The sequence below is a fragment of the Paenibacillus sp. M2 genome (genome assembly GCF_046713495.1).
GTDB lineage: Bacteria > Bacillota > Bacilli > Paenibacillales > Paenibacillaceae > Paenibacillus > Paenibacillus amylolyticus_B.
In genome coordinates this window covers 6,212,095-6,230,858 of the sequence record NZ_CP169648.1, presented here as the reverse complement: position 1 = coordinate 6,230,858, position 18,764 = coordinate 6,212,095, and the positions used below count along the sequence as shown (strand labels likewise).

Annotated in this window: 12 protein-coding genes and 1 riboswitch; of the genes, 8 read left to right on the top strand and 4 right to left on the bottom strand. The window is 45.8% G+C overall.

The window, feature by feature from the left end:
- Positions 1 to 43: 43 nt before the first annotated feature.
- On the top strand, positions 44 to 1,171 hold the full coding sequence (locus tag ACETMN_RS28585; protein ID WP_105601880.1) for a transglutaminase domain-containing protein: 1,128 nt from the start codon (positions 44 to 46) through the stop codon (positions 1,169 to 1,171).
- A gap of 163 nt (positions 1,172 to 1,334) precedes the next feature.
- A complete protein-coding gene (locus ACETMN_RS28580; RefSeq protein ID WP_179198628.1) occupies positions 1,335 to 5,846 on the top strand; it encodes an LPXTG cell wall anchor domain-containing protein in 4,512 nt (1,503 codons plus the stop codon).
- Between the two features lie 126 nt (positions 5,847 to 5,972).
- On the opposite strand, the gene ACETMN_RS28575 is transcribed toward ACETMN_RS28580, so the two are convergent.
- The 3 genes from ACETMN_RS28575 to ACETMN_RS28565 all read right to left on the bottom strand — a co-directional run bounded on the left by ACETMN_RS28575 (position 5,973) and on the right by ACETMN_RS28565 (position 9,949).
- Positions 5,973 to 6,614 carry a class D sortase gene (locus tag ACETMN_RS28575; RefSeq protein ID WP_091019312.1) on the bottom strand — a complete coding sequence of 214 codons (642 nt, stop codon included), beginning with the start codon at positions 6,612 to 6,614 and terminating at the stop codon, positions 5,973 to 5,975.
- Between the two features lie 233 nt (positions 6,615 to 6,847).
- On the bottom strand, positions 6,848 to 8,326 hold the full coding sequence (locus tag ACETMN_RS28570; protein ID WP_091019314.1) for an amino acid permease: 1,479 nt from the start codon (positions 8,324 to 8,326) through the stop codon (positions 6,848 to 6,850).
- A gap of 117 nt (positions 8,327 to 8,443) precedes the next feature.
- Positions 8,444 to 8,659: riboswitch (Lysine riboswitch) on the bottom strand.
- Between the two features lie 147 nt (positions 8,660 to 8,806).
- On the bottom strand, positions 8,807 to 9,949 hold the full coding sequence (locus ACETMN_RS28565) for a virulence factor (protein WP_047841582.1): 1,143 nt from the start codon (positions 9,947 to 9,949) through the stop codon (positions 8,807 to 8,809).
- A gap of 242 nt (positions 9,950 to 10,191) precedes the next feature.
- Here ACETMN_RS28565 and ACETMN_RS28560 point away from each other — a divergent pair, with 242 nt between their 5' ends.
- Positions 10,192 to 10,611 carry a hypothetical protein gene (locus ACETMN_RS28560; RefSeq protein WP_210110118.1) on the top strand — a complete coding sequence of 140 codons (420 nt, stop codon included), beginning with the start codon at positions 10,192 to 10,194 and terminating at the stop codon, positions 10,609 to 10,611.
- Between the two features lie 49 nt (positions 10,612 to 10,660).
- Here ACETMN_RS28560 and ACETMN_RS28555 read toward each other — a convergent pair whose 3' ends face one another.
- A complete protein-coding gene (locus ACETMN_RS28555) occupies positions 10,661 to 11,359 on the bottom strand; it encodes a response regulator transcription factor (RefSeq protein WP_036668013.1) in 699 nt (232 codons plus the stop codon).
- 346 nt (positions 11,360 to 11,705) lie between these two features.
- Between ACETMN_RS28555 and ACETMN_RS28550 the strand changes: the two genes are divergently transcribed.
- The 5 genes from ACETMN_RS28550 (at position 11,706) to ACETMN_RS28530 (ending at position 18,642) form a co-directional block, all read left to right on the top strand.
- Positions 11,706 to 14,552 (top strand): PAS domain-containing sensor histidine kinase, encoded by a 2,847-nt coding sequence (locus ACETMN_RS28550; protein ID WP_091019320.1) that lies wholly within the window; start codon positions 11,706 to 11,708, stop codon positions 14,550 to 14,552.
- 388 nt (positions 14,553 to 14,940) lie between these two features.
- The gene (locus ACETMN_RS28545) at positions 14,941 to 16,287 is read left to right on the top strand and encodes a cytochrome ubiquinol oxidase subunit I (protein WP_036606964.1); all 1,347 of its coding nucleotides are present in this window, start codon (positions 14,941 to 14,943) and stop codon (positions 16,285 to 16,287) included.
- Positions 16,284 to 17,318 (top strand): cytochrome d ubiquinol oxidase subunit II, encoded by a 1,035-nt coding sequence (locus ACETMN_RS28540; protein WP_076212671.1) that lies wholly within the window; start codon positions 16,284 to 16,286, stop codon positions 17,316 to 17,318. The genes ACETMN_RS28545 and ACETMN_RS28540 overlap by 4 nt, the downstream gene beginning before the upstream one ends.
- 20 nt (positions 17,319 to 17,338) lie before the next feature.
- The gene (gene cydS / locus ACETMN_RS28535) at positions 17,339 to 17,524 is read left to right on the top strand and encodes a cytochrome bd oxidase small subunit CydS (RefSeq protein ID WP_143786564.1); all 186 of its coding nucleotides are present in this window, start codon (positions 17,339 to 17,341) and stop codon (positions 17,522 to 17,524) included.
- Positions 17,525 to 17,595: 71 nt separating this feature from the next.
- Positions 17,596 to 18,642 carry an MBL fold metallo-hydrolase gene (locus ACETMN_RS28530; RefSeq protein ID WP_149846806.1) on the top strand — a complete coding sequence of 349 codons (1,047 nt, stop codon included), beginning with the start codon at positions 17,596 to 17,598 and terminating at the stop codon, positions 18,640 to 18,642.
- Positions 18,643 to 18,764: the final 122 nt, after the last annotated feature.

Sequence of the window (18,764 nt, the reverse complement as noted above, 5' to 3'; positions counted from 1 at the left end):
CAATAGGGCGTGAGAACTTTGCAAAGAAGGGTGGGTTCCTTTCATGGGTAAGAACGGGAAACGAATTATCACCATACTGCTGGCAGGCTGTCTGATTGCTGTAGCGTTACCACGTACGGTTGATCTGGATCAACTGTATGCTGCATCAGGGACATCGGATATATCCACGGCAACAGATTTGCGCCAGACCTTGCTTACCGCAATGTCACAGCGAACGGAGGAACTTGTTTTTACATACAAAGGCAATGTGAAAGGCCTCAAAAAACAATTACAAACCTCCATCGATGAGGCAATGAAGAGTGACCCCTATATCCAATATACCGTTAAAAGTTATGCATTTAATTATAAAGGATCCAATGTGTCCGCCGAGGTGCATGTGACTCTCTCCTATCGGGAGACCAAGGAGCAGACGGATTATGTGAATCGTAAAGTCACAAACGTGTTGAAAGAAATCATCAAACCAGGCATGACGGATCATGAGAAGGTCAAGGTCATCCATGACTGGATTGTGCTTAACCTTTCCTACGATACTTCGCTCAAGAAATATACGGCCTACGACGGGCTTGTTACAGGCAGTACCGTATGTCAGGGATATTCACTGTTGGCCTATCGGATGCTGGAGCGAGTAGGTATCGATAACCGGATTGTGGAAGGTACAGCAGGTGGGCAGCTTCATGCCTGGAATATCGTGAACCTGGACGGCAAGTGGTATCACATGGACACCACCTGGGATGATCCTACCCCTGACCGCAAAGGTAAGGTGAGCCACAGCTATTATTTGCTGAGTGATGATGAGATGGCACGTGACCATATCTGGACAGGCAAAAGCAAGTACCCCGCTGCGCCAGCCCCATATCGAGAAGCTTTATTAAAGCTGGTGAAGGCTGGAGATAGCAAAAAAGCCGCTTATCAGAAGCTGTACCACGCTCTCGACTATTCCCTGTATGATGAAGAGGATGCGGTTAAAGGCCATGCTGCCCTGAAGACCAAGGTTCAGAGTAAGCTGAAGGAAGGCGGAACCTCGCTGACATTCAGGTACAAGGGTACGGAGGCTGGGCTGATTGAAGATTTGCAGGATTTGTACCAACTTGGCATGAAATCGATATCTTATTATGTGTCCAAAATGGAAGGTACTACCGATCTGCGCGTCAAAATTAACTGGACAATATAACAACCATTTGAACAGGATGCTCCGATTGAGGAGTATCCTTTTTTGTGTTCAATTTTGTGTCCAAAAGCGAGGATTTTAGTGTTGTCTATTTTTTGTATATGTCGCTTTGCTATTCTAATCTTCGGCGTATGCCAACACTACGTACGAGGAGGATATGCAAAAAATGAGGAAAAAAGTGAGCATAGTGATCATTGCTCTGTTACTGGTCACGCAAATGATGCAGGGTTGGATATTTACACCAACAATGCATGCTCAGGATGAATTAACTAACTTGCCAGCCAGTGCAATCAGCGATACAGCGTCAGAAGAAGGTTTGGCAGGTTCGGAAGAGGTCAACAACGTTGACGTTGCTGCCACTCCGGAAGAAGAGGGGGAGGGAAACCTCAACCAGAGCAGTTTAGCAATCGCAGCTGCAGGCCCGGTAATTACAGATCAATTGATTACCAGTGTGCAGATGTACAATCAGGCACCAGAAGACAACGGGAATGGGACGATTGAAGTCAAAGGAGATAAAGTCGAGGATATTCGACCACGCATTCAGGATGAGGTGGCTGTAGTCTTTACATGGGGACTTGCAGATGACAACCACAACTACAGCGATGGCTCTACGTTCACCTTTAACTTGCCCGATAAATTCATCATTGGATCGCAGCTTAAGGGTAATCTGGATGGCGGTGTTGGAGAGTATGTGGTGAATCCAGATGGCACAATCATCTTTACCTTTAATGAACTGATCGAGCATGAGAAGCTGGAAGGCAACTTCTACGTGTGGATTAAGTTTGATGAGAGCAAGATGGTAGATGGTTTGAAACAACAGATAGACTTTAGTTCCGTAGGGCAGGGCATCATTGATGTACATTTTGCCAACACAGCCGTAGATAAGTTGAAGAAATCGGGAAGCGCAAACAAAGACAACTTCAACTCGGATGAAATTAAATGGACCGTAGATTTTAACCAAGGCGAGAAGGCTATGAAAAATGCTGTTCTTGCAGACACATTTCCAGCAGAGCTGGAGCTCAAGGGCAATATCGAAATTCGCGAATTGGAAGTGCAATTGAATGGATCTGTAAAAGAAGGCCCAGTAGTTCAAACGGAACCACAGTTTCCAATTCAATTGGGAGATACAGATAAGGCCTATCGTGTAACCTATACGACAAGTGTTAAAGCACCAACCACTGCTCCGTTCACCAACGTGGAGTATCAAAACCAGGTTGCGCTTACAACGGATCAGAGCGAGCACGACGAAACAGATATTGGCCGAGTTCGTGTGAGTTTTAATGAGCCTTTGAACAAGTCAGGGCAAGATAGTGCGTATGATCCGGTGACACAGACGATTACATGGAAAGTGCAATATAACTACAATCAGCAAGAAATCATGCAAACGAATGCATGGATTGAAGACCGCTTTGATACGGCAAAACAGCAACTGATCAACAATTCCGTCAAAGTGTATCAAGTGGACATTAATGCAAGTGGAGCGGCTTCGAACAGAACACTGATCAATCCAAATGAATACACACTCGAAGCGATGGGTACAGGGTTCGATGATGGCTTCAGATTACATTTTAAGAACGATATTACAAAGGCCTATGAGATCGAATATGATACACAATCCATTCATCGTGTTTATACAAACGACACCATTACGAACACAGTGAACATGTATGATGGTACTTCCAAAACAGGGCGAAGAGACATTCAGGAGGTCATTTTTGCAAAGAGTGTAAAAAGTGAAAACTTCAACACAAAAGAAATCGAATGGCAGATTGTTTTGAACCGTGATTTGCAGGACATGACGGATATCGTCATCACCGACAATTACGAAGGCAGACATATGAAACTGATTCCGGGTAGTCTTCAAGTGAGTGGTGTTAACAAAGGCGACTTTGAACTGACTCCAGACCCGGCTGATCCAACGTATGAAAAAGGATTCTCACTTCGCTTGAAGGACGGCGTAACGCTCAGTACGGAGCATGTTATTACTTATAAGACAAGCTTCGATCCCACAGCGGGTATGCCAACGAATGATGAATATCGCAACTCAGCCAAGATCGATTGGGAAGAGTCTGATGTAAAACAGACGGCGATTACCAAATCTGCTGCGGTCAAACCGCAAGACTACACGATTCAAAATGGTAACAAAAAGGGTGAATATAGCGCCAAAGATAAAAAGATCACCTGGACAATCGATGTAAACTACAATTTGTTTGATATTCAGGATGCAATCCTAAAGGATGCTTACACTGGAGACCAATCTTTCGTAGACGGCTCACTGAAGGTTCATGAGTTAGAGTTACAGGGAGCCAATAATGTTACTGCTGTAGGTAGCGAGGTTCCGCTCACACCTGGTCAATTCCAGCTGAATCCGGACGGTAAAGGTTTTGTGTTGGATCTGGGTAACATGGGCAAAATGGCTTATCGCATTCAGTACCAAACAAGTCTGGATGGACCATATTCTGTCGTAGGCGCTTATGCCAACCAGGCTGTTCTGACGGATGGTGAGGGTGGTGCAATACGATTTAATAGATCAGCCAGTGTTACACCTGCCAACGGTGGTGTATACGTCCGCAAAACAGGGAAGCAAGAAGGTACAACGGATAAAGCATCATGGACGGTAAATATCAATCCAAGTCAATCTTTCATTCCTGCGGGTAATCAATTAACAGATACCTTGTCAGAGAACCAGATTTTATTGGCTGATTCATTGAGATTATATGCAACCAATTTACCTGCCAACAATTCAGGCAATGTATCCACCAAAGCTGGACTTGTTGATCCGGCTGATTATGAATTGGACGTGGAGGGCAATACATTTACCTTCACCTTCAAGAAAGATATTCATACCGCATTCATTTTGGAATATCAGTCTTATATTAATGCCGATCATGGCGCCCGAATTGTGAATAAGGTTGAATTTGCAGGCCAATCTTCCTCGGTAATCGGAGAAGGTAATCAGTCGGGAATCAAAGTTTCCTTGGCTGGAGCAGGTGGAGGAGCCTCTACAGGTCTGGGCAAAATCAGAATTCACAAAGTCAGTGATACAGGAGTTCCGCTGGAGGGTGCAATATTTGCAATCTATAATGCGTCTGGAACTACGCTTCTGGAAACCTTGAAACCAACGGACGAGAATGGTGTGGTTGAAAGCTCCAGAAACTATCGATTAAACAATCTAACCAACGGTGTACCTTATAAGTTAAAAGAATTATCTGCACCGGCAGGATACTTGGTTGATCCTGAATATGGCTCTGCCTCAGGTAAAACGATTGAATTCAAGGATGCGGATATCTCCTTTGAAATTGAAAATAAAAAGATTCGTCAAGGCTTTGAATTAACCAAGGTAGATGCGGTGGACTCCTCCAAGACACTTAAGGGTGCAACTTTCGAATTGTACTCCAAGGACGGAGCAACGCGAGAGAAAATCGATGAGTTAACGACAGGGGAAGATGGGAAGATCGCCAAAGGTGGACTGTTGCCAGGGGATTATGAATTGGTAGAAGTCGTGGCACCTGAGTTTTATCAATTGGATGCTACACCAATTCCGTTTACGATTGTAGAGAATCAGACTCAGATTATTACACTGACGAAGTCGAATGCAATGGGTGCAGGCGGTAAACTTGTCGTTACCAAAGTAAATGCCAAGGATAAGTCCGTATTAAGCGGAATTGAATTCGAATTGCGTGATCGTTCCAACAGTGTCATCGATACAAAAGTAACCGACCTAAATGGGATCATTGAATTCGATGGTTTGGACTATGGTTCGTATACATTGGTAGAAACCAAGGCAGAAGGATTTGTTATTGAACAGCCGGAGACCCTTGTATCTATTATCAAACCGGAAACTCAATTGACCATTGAAAATAAAAAAAATGATCGTTCTGTTAAATTGATTAAAACCAATGCGGGTAGAACTCAGCACCTTCAAGGAGCTGTGTTTGAATTACGGGCTCAGACTGCATTGATGGATGCAAATGGGAATTGGGAGTTCCACAAGGTAACAGGTCTAGATGAAGCTACACTGACAACCAATCAACAAGGTGAAATTGTACTGGAAGGCTTGGATATCAATAAATATCAGTTGGTTGAAATAAAAGCACCTAACGGATACATGTTGGAAACAACACCAGTTCCATTTGAAATTACGAACATACAAACCGAAGCCGTAGTTGTGGAAAAAACGAATCAGGCCATCCCGGTATCGGGTGGTGGATCTAGTGGACCTTATAATCCGGGAACACCTACTACGGGTGTAACACCAGATCCGGAGAAACCAGTAACACCAGGACCGGAAACACCAGGAACGTCTATCCCAGGCACAGTGGTTACTGGACCTACTGAACCTGAAGGCGGAACCGAAATTCCAACAGATGAAGATTACGGAGTAACTCCTCCTTCGCCTGGCGATTCCAACGGTGACGACAATGCACCTCCAGTTGGGGATACAGATGCACCGGATGGGGATGGTGCACTTGCACCTCCTGCTGGAACGGGTACAGATGGGTCACAGGGCAATGGAAATTCTGCATCACAGCCAAACGGAAATTCGTTATCTCAGGGAATGTTGCCACAAACAGGTGAAGAGAGCACAATGGCTTACACTGCTGTGGGCATGATGCTGATGGCGTTAGGTAGCGCGGGATTCATGTACTTCCGCCGCAGACAACAGCTTCAACGCTAGATCGAAACACAAAGTATCTAAAATTCATCGTGTGTAGATAGAAATACCCTCTAGCAATCACTACGAAGGCTTAGCGTCGACGTGTGAATATGCTAGAGGGTATTTTTTGATGATATTAAGGCAGGATCAAGTCCCCGTAATATTTGGTTTCACTTCAATAGCTCTTACAATTAGGCGATGTGTTGGATTGACGAGTGGATCACAGGTAATCAAGGTAAGGACCTGCCCAAGCCCGGGATCCTCCAGCACAGATAAGTCATTTGGCTCTACAACGGATATCTGATCTACCTTATATTGGATAATTGTTCGATTTGCCAAGGTGACTTCCATTGAATCACCAATCTGGAGTTCTCCCAGACGATTGAACAGCCGTCCTTTTTTGTGGGCGCGATGAGCGGCTATGGCAGCATTACCTTTATTCCCGATACGGGTGGTTTCGACAAGATGGGTTGCAGCTACCTTCATATTGTCCTCCGTTGCACCCTCCAGAATCGGTAAGCGGACATCAATCTTGTCAATCGATAGTACCCCCAACGTATCCGAGGAGGCCTCTTGTACTGTACCTGTATTGTCAGTAGTCGGCTCGGCAGAAGCTGCATCCTGTATGCCTTGTTCGAAGGAGTGATTAAGCTTAGACAAGCCGTTTTGCAATTGTTCCAGATCGTTCATGACACGGGTTTGCTGCCAGTCATAATACGTTTCCCGCAGGAAAGGAAAGCTGATGATCAGGATGCCCAATAGAACGAGCAGAATAGAGAATTTTTTCATTATACATCAACTCCCGTTGTCCAAGAAAAATAGTATACCTTTCTATATTCTACTTACCGACCTATACAAAATATGGACAGGGACGAAAGGACGTACGGGAATGTTCGAAGGGGAGAGTGGACCCAAAACAAAATATCCCCGTATCGCTACAGTAGGAAAACTGCAACGCCACGGGGAGGTTTTTTTATATAGAGTCGGATTGAATCAGTTAATGGTGGTACACGTTGGAGCTACTATTTATCACTTGGTGAATCGGTAGGTGTGAAATCACATTCCTGCAGCGGCACCACTTTGGTCTTTTTGATCCATTTGTAACCAAGCCACAATATCAGGAACAGGGGTACGCTCAAGTAGGCAACGATGGCTCCACTCCAGTCGATCTGATCACCCGTGAATGCCTGATAGTTCTGTCCAATGATCACGATGATACACAGGACAAAAGCAAAGATCGGCCCAAACGGGAACCAGCGTGCACGGTAAGGCAGATCGCTCAGATCCCTGCCTTGTGCAACGTATGCACGACGGAAGCGATAATGACTGATAGCGATACCCAGCCAAGTGATAAAACCACACATCCCGGATGCATTCAACAACCAGGTGTACACAATTCCATCGCCGAACAGGGAGGCAAGGAATGCCAACATACCAACGGCTGTTGTAAGCAAAAGTGCATTCATTGGAATGCCTTTTTTATTCAGCTTGCCCAGGAAACGAGGGGCTTTACCGTCACGGGCAAGGGCATAGAGAACCCGACTTGAAGCGTACATGCCTGAGTTACCGGCAGAGAGTACAGAGGTTAAAATAACGGCATTCATGACGGAAGCTGCAATGGCGAGGCCAGCTTTCTCAAATACCAGTGTGAACGGGCTGACACCGATATTCTCCAGGTCACCTTTGAGCAGATTCGGATGCGTATACGGGATGATCAGACTGATCACGGTAATTGCCAAAATGTAAAAAATCAGAATGCGCCAAAATACCTGACGAATCGCACGAGGTACATTTTCGCGCGGGTTTTCACTTTCACCAGCGGCTACCCCGATAAGCTCGGTACCTTGGAATGAAAATCCCGCAGCCATGAATACGCCTAACACGGCGAAGAATCCGCCATGGATGGGCGCATCACCGATGGTGAAGTTACTGAAACCAACCGCTTCTCCGCCCATAATCCCAAAGATCATGAGCACACCAACGGCCAAGAAGATGATAACAGTAGCGACTTTGATAATGGCGAACCAGTACTCGGACTCTCCATAGCCTTTAACAGACAACACGTTCAAGGAAAAGATCAGCACGAGGAACAATAAGCTCCATAACATGGATGAACTGTCGGGGAACCAGTATTTAATGAGTACAGTAGCGGCAGCAAGCTCTGCTGCAATGGTTACCGCCCAGTTGTACCAGAAGTTCCAGCCCATGGCGAACCCGAGAGCAGGATCGACAAAACGTGCGGCATACGTATTAAATGAACCGGAGTCCGGCATAAAGGTAGCAAGCTCACCAAGGCTGGTCATTAGGAAATAAACCATGATGCCAACGGCCACATAGGCAATTAATGCTCCACCAGGGCCTGCGGTTGAGATGGCGGTACCACTTGCGAGAAACAGCCCGGTACCAATTGAGCCACCGAGGGCGATCATCGTCATATGGCGTGCGCGTAATCCTTTTTTCAGGGAAGGTCCAGTTGTTGTTGGGTTACTGCGGTCTTGCATGGAAACACTCCTTCATTCGATATACTGATGTTTGCGATACTTGAATTCATAAACAAAAAGACCACAGGCATCAGCCTGCGGTCTTTAATATTTCAATGTCCGCACCATGTCCCAGATGATTAAGATAGCTCAACACAGAAGAATTCATACCTTAATATAAAGGAAATGTACTTCCGTGACAGTTCTGCGCCTTTCGACAGCAGCCCCAGCTCACCGGACCGTATAAGGAACGTCCAGCGAGCTTCGGCGGGTACACCTTTCGGCTGATCTCATAAGCGGCTCCTTAGCGCCTCCATCAGCGTACTGATCGCACCCGCGACCTCTACCTCACCATCAATGGATGAGGTGTATCTATTGTCTATGAAATTATGAACAACACAACTTAACATCGTGTGTCCTGTTTAGTAAACAGACAATCAGTATAACGCGCATGGTTTTCCAGTGCAATAACAATTGTTGGATGTGAGGTCTGAGAGACGACTATTCCTCTTTTTTGTTACGACCAGCCATCTGCTGCCATACCGTTCCAGCAGCTTGTTCGCCGGATTCGATTCGCTCCAGAGCCATCTTGGCCTGCAGGCTGACTTCGAATTCGGGATCATCGGCTGCAACTCGCAACGCTTGTTCTGCTTCTTCTGTTCCGACCTCATATAGAAAACGAGCTGCACGCCAGCGTACAAGTTTACTTTTATCGGATAACGTAGCTGTCATGGCTGGAGTGGCGGCAGGATCACCGATATCAGACAAGGTATCCCCGGCAGTCCGGCGTACCGCAGGAGAACTGTCCTGAAGCGCTTCATACAGCAATTCCATCGCTTCCGGTGTACGAATGTCACCCAGGTATACGACAGCCAAGCGACGTATCTGCATTTTGTTGTCATGCAAGGCATGGGCTACGAGAGGCAGTCTTTCGGCCGTAGGCTCCATGCCGTCAAATGCCGCATAGCGAACATTCCAGTCCTCGTTTCGCAGAGCCTCTTCAAGTTCGGCTCCATCCAATTCACGGCGGCGCTCGACGAACTCTTCGGATTTGGTACCATGTTCAATGGCCTGTTTGATGACCTGCTCCAGCCGTTCCGGGGGGTAAGCGGCTTCCAATTCCTGCTCAACTTCACGTGCAATATCAGGCAATTCACCATATCGAACACCGTAATCACTCAGTTTGCGTTCTTTGATCATTGTTGCACTGGCGACTTCTGTCACGGCTTTGACAAAGCGATCGGACAACGAGATTCGTTCTTCCTTGACCCCGGCCTTGACCCTAATTTGCATCGGTACGCCTCGGAAGAATTGTACAAATACCTGTGCTTCTCCGAAGTGCTCACCTGAACCATCTTCGGATTCAATCCAGTCCAGATCAATGCCTTGCTGTCCAAGGCGATTTTGGACTTCACCCAAGATAACGGACCAGTCGGCATTCCCTTTACGATCAAGTGCCACAAAGTCTGTTGTGTGGAACACACTCTTTACACCGGGAATATGAAGCATCTGGCGAATGAACGCCGGAGCAGATCGTTCGTTGTCCAGTGTATATGTTTTGCGAATTCCGTCCTCCAGACGTTCATCGAGATGTAGCATCATCGTATTTGGACTCGGTGTTGGTTCAATGGAAACAATATTCATCAATGTAACCTCCTATAGTACCAGATTCATCTTTAACTTCCCGTAAATTAAATCACACGGGTATTTCTCTATTTTACATCAATGTGTGGAATCTGCGAAATCATCCAGAAGTGAAGTGGACGTTTCTAACACTTAATGTGAAGAAGTACGAAATTTGTTAACACTTCTTTCATGTTCACGCACAAACATTTTTAAACGAAAATTGGCACAATAAAGATAAGAATCAACTGGAGGTTATACCTATGGAACCCATTACCGTGCTCTCGGATGGAAAACGTCGTATTGCATATGAGAATATTATTCAATTGTTCAGGAACTGGATTGAGGACTCAGCATCTGGTTCTGCGATAGAAACACATCGGGGAAGTTGGGAAAATGCCCGTTATTGCATTGTTGATTATCAGGTTGCCGAAGAAGCGGTGTCAGCAGCAAATGCCATTCGGGCTTTTATGCCACAACTTCCGTTACTGGTCATTACGGATTTCAAATCCCTTATTCGGAAGCGTCACCTGCAACAGATTACAGGTACAGGTGAGATGAAGATGATTCTCTGGAACGAGCATGACCCGAATCAACTAATCAAGGATATGGAAAATTGGTTTCATTCTTCGTCTATCCATAAATCAGAAATAGCCATACCACCCATCTTATCCATGAGATAAAAGAGAGATATGGCCAAAGATGTTTAACTTCTTAATCGTTAAGATCGTATTAGATCACATATTTATAGCCTGTTCCCCAAACCGTCTTAATATAACGTGGGTTCTTGGGGTCAGGCTCAATTTTTTTACGCAGACTTGAGATATGAACATCAATGGTACGATCCAGATAGGCGCGTTCGGAGCCTTTGATCCGATCCATCAGTTCATTGCGGGTGAACACTTTACCCGGATTGCGGTACAATTCCTTCATAATCTCAAACTCAATATGAGTGACCTCGATTTCAACACCATCCACAAACAGAGTTCTTCTGTACTCATTCACATTCACATGCCCAGTAACCTCTGCCTGCTTATCTTCTTTTACCGGTTTATCCTTATAGGAAATGATTGATCTTCGCAGCAGTGCTTTGATCCGGGCATCCAGCTCTTTCAAACTAAATGGTTTGCACAGAAAGTCATCCGCACCATTATGCAATGCGCGAAGTCGATCATTCAGCATGGTGCTTGCCGAGATCATCAGAATGGGCACAGTGGAGTGCTGGCGAAAGGCTTCTACGAGATCATTTCCATCCATTTCAGGAAGCATGAGATCCGTTACAACAATATCCGGCTGGAATTGTGGAAACAGTTGAAGTGCCTCGCGGGCATGATGAACCCGTTCAGTGATGTATCCTTCCTCCTCAAGAAAGAAAGCAATCATGTCGGCCAGATTTTTCTCATCTTCTATAAGAAGTACTTTGATAGTCATAGGGTCACACTCCTGGTGAAAATAATATGTTAAGAAAATGCTAAAAAAACAAGGTGAATTGCGAATAAATGCCGCAAATTTTTTAATGTTTCTATCCCAAAATATAGGATGTATATGTAGAGAAAGAATACGCTTTTTTTGATGAACTTCAATATTCTAGCATGAATGCAGTTTGGTTGCCGATCAATCAGAATTTCCCAAATCTACACCAAGTACTAATTACAGTATAATGGATCAGAACGAGTTAAGGGGAAAAAAGTAATATTTGTATCCGCTTAAGTTTATAGGGGGAACCAACGTTGTTGTTGAAAACAGTAGAAAAAATGATCCATGAGGACAATTGCTTATGGATCGTATAAAGGCAAGACATATGCTAGATTGGGTCGTGTTGAAGCTGAGAATACCCTGGATTGGGACCAGCATTTTGATCATTCTGGGCTCACTAAGCACTATTTTTCCGTTTACTTTATTCTATGGTGTACAGTATATGATTGGTAGCGCGGCAGCACTCGTTGCTCTTCGTTTGCATGGGGCCATCTATGGATTTGTAACCCTTACAGTCATCCATCTGCTGAATACTGTCTTTGTCGGCTTTGTGCCGCACAACTTAACTGTAATGCTTGCCCACTTCTTGGAATTAATCTGGATGCTCGTTTGGCAGATCCGTTGGAAGAATGGCAGCCTAATCAAGGCTAATGCTGTCTTTTGGGTAGTGATGTTACTTCCTGTTATCTATTCCGGGCATTTTATGTTGGGTTTAGATATAGACGATTTGAAGTATGAGTATATGTATATTGCTGTGATTGGTATGGTAAATGCGCTGATTGCGGGAATTGTAGTTGATTTCTGGATCACCACTGGTGAACACAAATCAAAGCGGACGGGAACCATTCCATTAACAAGAATTGCGTTTAAATACGTAGTCGCCTTTGTGGTATTTGTTTCTCTCTTACTGTTATCCGCAGATAGCCGCAGACAATTGGGTCAAATGAATGATGCCATATTACGTGATATGAAATATGCAGCGACTGCGGTTGTTCAGGACATTGATGAAGAGTATGTTACCTCTGAGAATATGGATCAGAATATGGCGCGTTATCATCATCTACTAGGCGTGAATGTAATTCTGCTGGATCGGAATGATACAGTCGTCGCTTCTGGATTGAATACACTTCAGGCGGGCGATTACCTGGACATGGACAGATTCCGTCTTCTGAAATCAAGGGATAACCTCTTTCTGCTAAGTTCCGCAAATATCCATTACAGCGATGTATTGAATCACTGGAAACAAGCCTCCTTTATCTATGAAGCAGAAATGACAAGGTTAACACCATATCGGGTATTCATTGTGACCGACTCGTCCAAGTATTACCCCCGAATCGAATCCATTTATCTGACCACGCTGCAATCCCTGTTCATCATCATCGTGGCTTCCATGATCGTAGCGGCTCCTCTCAGCAGTAAGGTTGTTAGCCCGCTGTTAAGACTGACCAGGATGACAGGCTCTCTTCCGAGGCTGTTGTTTCGAAATGGGAAGATGGAGTGGCCAACCAGCCATGTAACCGAAGTACAGATCCTGATTGGTAATTTGCGCAAAATGGCCGATGTACTGCTGGAACAATTCGAACAGATTCGTCACGACAAGTTAACGCTGGAGGACAGGGTTATTGAGCGTACCAAGGAACTCAAGAACAGTGAAGAGGTCAAACGTGCCATTATTGAATCCTCTATTGATGCGATTATCGCAGTGGATTCCAATGGGCTGATCGTTGAGTTTAATCCGGAGGCTGAAAGAATGTTTGGATTGCGTCGGGAAGAAGTGATCCTGCACAAGGAAGCACCATCTCTTTTTCAAGGGGCCAGCTGCAAGGAGATCAAGAATTTGCTGGAGCGATTTGAATATGTTGAAGGTAAAAGATACACCATCGTTGAAGAAATTTCAGGTATCCGACGGGATGGTTCCGTTTTTCCGATCGAGTACAAAATTGTTGAGATCCAGTTGGGCAAAAATGAGACATTATACAACCTGTTTATTAAGGATATTACAGAGCGGACCAGAGCAGAAGAAGATCGTGTACGTCATGCCCTTGCGCTGGAGAAGCTGAACTCGGAGTTGTTCAATGAGAAGATTGCCATTCAGGAACAGCGAGATATCAGTGAGCAATTTATTGAATCCGTACGAGAAGGGCTCGTGATGTCTGATCGATCAGGGACCATAACCATCGTCAACCGAAGGATAGAAGAGATGTTTGGTTTGGGTGATTTTATGGGCAGATCCATTGAGGATTTGGCGCAAGCGATAGATACGATGGTATTAACGGACAACTTCAATCTGATGGAACAGACGAGAGCATTCCTGAATGGAGAAACAGCGTTTATCGAGACCGAATTTATATTTAATAATGTGGATAAAAGTGTATTTTCCTTGTACATGAAGCAGATGGATGTCCCGGGTAAAAACCATGGATTTCTGCTGGTGTTCCGTGACCGGACAGGAGAAGAACGGCTGGATCGGATGAAAAATGAGCTGATCAGTGTGGTATCTCATGAGCTTCGAACGCCTGTAGCCACCATTATGGGTTATGTGGAATTAATGATGATGTATGACCTTCCGGCAGCTCAGCAGCGGGAATTCATGCAGACCATCTCTTCGGAGGGCAAGCGGCTGAGCAGTTTGCTCGATGATGTACTTGATATTCAGCGGCTAGACAACGAAGGTATGACTTACCACATGACGTATGTACCGCTGGTTGAGTTGGTAGAAGGGGTTGCCGAACAGTGGAATATGAAGTCTGCCCAACGTATCTACGTGCATACGTTTAATGGAGACTTTTTTGCTTATGCTGACCAGAACAGGATGGTTCAGGTTCTGCATAATCTGGTGGGCAATGCAGTTAAGTATTCGCCGGGAGCAGATCGTATTGATGTTACGTTATGGGAAGAAGAGGAATGGTTATGTCTTGATGTGCGTGATTATGGAATAGGTATTGCGGAGCAAGAGAAGGACATGTTGTTCAACAAATTCTATCGGGTCGATAATTCGGATCATCGGCAGATTGGTGGAACAGGAATTGGGTTGTACATTTCCCGTAAAATTGTAGAGGACCATAAGGGTACGCTGACCTTTATATCTGCACCGGACAAAGGAAGCACGTTCAAAGTTCGACTGCCCAAGCAGGACGTATTGGTGTGAGCTTGCTTAATGAAGAATGAAGAAATGTATTTCACTTTTTCATGAATAATAATTATGTACGAGACCTACGAATAGAGCCTTTGCCCTTCAGCGCGTGAGCGCGATAAGGGGAAAGGCTTTTTTTGTTTTTCAATTTCCCCGGATAAAAAAACAACTTCTTTTGCAAACTGTCTATAGAGCCATAATTTGCATCCCATGCAAAAGGAGGACGGCAGGTATATGTTCCGTAAACAAGAGAAAACACTCATCATCGTCTGTCTGGTTGCAGCTGTGGTTGTGCTGTATGCCGTTGTGAAGAGCATCATCCGAATTATGAGTTATTGAGATACATGTTCAAGCAGAGTAACTGCTGTCGTACATAACGATTATGTGAAAGAGGAGTGTAACCATGTCATCCCTGGACCCTGTTTTGCTCAGCCGGATACTAACCGGCCTTACCTTGTTTGTGCACATTATTTTTGCCTCTATCGGTGTAGGTGTTCCACTTATGATTGCCTTGGCCGAGTGGCGAGGACTCCGAACCAATGATATGCATTACACCTTGCTGGCACGCCGGTGGGCGCGAGGTTTTGTCATCACCGTTGCCGTGGGCGTCGTTACAGGCACCTCGATCGGATTACAGCTCAGTCTGCTGTGGCCGATGTTTATGCGGGTAGCGGGTCAGGCAATCGCCCTGCCGCTGTTCATGGAGACGTTTGCCTTTTTTATCGAGGCGATCTTTCTTGGAATTTACCTCTATACGTGGGATCGTTTCAAAAAGAAATATACGCATATGCTGCTGTTGATTCCGGTAGCTCTCGGCTCATCCGCATCTGCGATTTTCATTACAACGGTGAACTCCTTCATGAACCAGCCTCAGGGATTCACCCTGATTAATGGCATTATGAAGGACATTCATCCGATTGCTGCCATGTTGAATCCGGCAACGCCAACCAAAGTGTCCCATGTACTCGCTTCATCCTACACCTTGAGTGCAGGTATTCTGGCGGGGATAGCCGCCTTCAGTTTGCTTCGGGGACGGGATCATGTGTATTACAAAAAAGCACTGAAACTCACGACGGTATCTGCACTCGTATTTGCGATTAGCACCGTCATGATCGGAGATTCCTCCGGTAAATTTCTCGCGAAATATCAGCCGGAGAAGCTGGCTGCCGCAGAATGGCATTTCAAGACGATGAAAGAGGCACCGCTCGTCTATGGGGGGATTTTGGATGAGAACAATGAGGTGAAATACGCCATTGAGATTCCCTATGCTCTTAGCATTTTGGCGGGTAATCGTCCCGATACGGAAGTGAAGGGTCTAGAAGAATTTCCGGCGGATCTAAGACCACCGTTGTCCATTCATTATATGTTCGACCTGAAGGTCACAACCGGAGTGATCATCCTGATGATTCCTGTGTTATATGTACTGCGGCGGTGGTTACCAGGGCGCAAGCCATATCCCAAATGGCTGCTGCTTGGCATTGTCTTGCTGGGGCCTCTGGCCATGATTGCCATCGAGCTGGGGTGGATGTTCGCTGAAGTTGGCAGACAGCCTTGGATCTTACGTGGGTATATGAAGGTGGCGGAAGCGGCTACGACGTCAACTTCGGTAGGATGGATGCTGGTGTTGTTCATCTTGCTGTATCTGATCCTGTGTTTCTCGTGCATTCGGGTGCTCAGCAAGCTGTTCCGCAACAAGGAAGCAGAGAAGGAACTGGAGTCTCTGGGGCTTGAAGGAGGGATCGTGCATTGAGTTTCGAAATTGCAGGCATCGCGATATTGTGGACATTTTTGTTCGGTTACCTGATCGTCGCTTCGATTGATTTTGGGGCCGGGTTCTTCAGCTTTTACAGCATTTTGACTGGGCACGAGAACAAAATTCATAACATCATTCAGCGCTACCTGTCTCCCGTGTGGGAAGTGACGAATGTGTTTCTGATCTTTTTTGTGGTCGGATTGGTCGGCTTTTATCCGGACAGCGCCTTCTATTACGGGACTGCCTTGCTGGTTCCGGGTTCACTGGCTATTGTACTGCTTGCGATCCGGGGCGTATATTACGCCTACAATACCTATGGCAACCATGGGCAGAACAGCCGGATCTATATGGCATTGTACGGGGCGACGGGATTGCTGATTCCGGCGGTATTCTCCACCATTTTGGCAATATCCGAAGGCGGGATCATTGAGCAGGTGGGCGATCAGGTGTTTTTTCGCTGGCGTGAATTTCTGACGAATCCCTATACCTGGTCGGTTGTTTTGCTTGCATTGGTTAGTGTGCTCTACATCTCGGCGATGTTTCTTTCCTATTATGCGAAGCGGGCGGGGGATGAGCCGGCATATGAGGTGCTTCGAGAGTACGCGCTGCTCTGGAGTTTGCCTACCATTTTTGCGAGCTTTCTGGCTTTTCTGCAGATTAACAAACAGAATCCCGCACACTTTGAGCAGATGGTGAATATTTCGTGGATGTTCATCGCTTCGTTTATTTGTTTTGTCATTGCCGTGTCGCTGGTGTGGAAAAGTAAATATCTAGGTTGGTGCTTTGTCGCTGTCATGCTTCAGTTTGCCTTTGCCTGGTATGGTTATGGGCGATCCCACCTTCCGTACATTCTGTATCCTTACATCAATATTTACGACAGCTTTACGAATCGTACGATGGGGATTGCGCTCATTACAGCGTTTAGTCTGGGGCTACTCGTGCTCATTCCTTCGCTTGTGCTGATTATGAAGCTGTTCCTGTTTGATGCCAATTATGTGCGCGGTAATTCTGGTAAAAAGAAAGGATGAGTCTGTTCATGCACCCAAACATGTTTTTACACATGACTCCCTTGCTGGATCCACTATCTACTGAGGGAGTCACGGGGATACCCGGTATAACCGGATTAAGCTTTTTTGAGACATTCACCATTATGTACGCCCCTCCACTGATCATTGCGGCTGCTATTGTCTTTCTGTTTGTATATTTGGCCGTATATAAGAACCCAAAGGATTGATTGGTTGGTACGTCCATTCCCGTTTGGGGTAATCTCTTGTTAAGAAATGAGGAAGGGAGGAGGGCCCTTTCATGCCGAAAATCCGTTATAACAATATCGATAATGTAAGTACGGACAAAACGCTGAAGGAATTCAAGCAATGGAGGGAGCAACGGCGCAATAAAGTGAAGGACTACTCCTACACCGTGCCCAAACACCCGCCTGAACTGGATTATCTGCATGCCAACCGGGATGACACAAGTATTACCTGGATTGGTCACTCCACGTTTTTCATTCAATATTATGGATTGAACATCGTGACTGACCCGGTGTGGGCCGAAAAAATGGGATTTCAACGAAGGCTCGGTGCCCCCGGCATTCCGATTCAGGATATTCCACCGTTGGATGTCATTCTGATATCCCATTCCCACTATGATCATCTGCATCTGGCTTCCTTGCGTAAGCTGATTACAGCCAAGACGTTGCTGATCGTACCCGATGGTCTGAAGCGCAAGATGATTCGCAAAGGATTCCATCGATGCCAGGAGATGAAATGGTGGGATCATATGACACTTGGCGGAGTCAAAATAACTTTTGTGCCTGCACAGCACTGGACGCGCCGAACACTGTTTGATACCAATACGTCCCACTGGGGCGGTTATGTGTTGGAAAAGAACCATGCGGCGACGACTTCAGCAGCGGAAAGTGCTGCAACAGCGAGCAGTCAGGATGAATCATCCACGGAATCAGGGAAGAATGAAACATCCAAAGCATCAGGCGGTCCGCCTGTGTTGTATTTTGTGGGTGATACAGGTTACTTCCAGGGTTTCAAAACGATTGGAGAGCGCTTTGACATTGGTGTTACCCTGATGCCCATCGGTGCCTACGATCCGGAGTGGTTCATGACTTCTCAGCATGTGACACCTGAAGAAGCGCTGCAGGGGTTCGTTGAATCCGGCTCACAGCTCATGGTGCCAATGCATTACGGCACATTCAAGCTGGCGGATGATACGCCCAAGGAAGCGCTGGATCGGCTGGAAGTTGAACGTGAACGGCTAGGCATTGGTAAAGAGCGGATTCGGGTGCTTGGTCATGGTGAAACACTCCGCATTCACCACGAGGAAGGTAAACGGGACTAACAAAAGTGAGCTAAATATGTTAATGTAGGGATATGCCTGCATGAACAGTACATTTACCAAATCTTTAATAAGTAAAAAGCGGCCAATTTTCGAATTTGCCGCTTTTTTGTGTTATAATATGG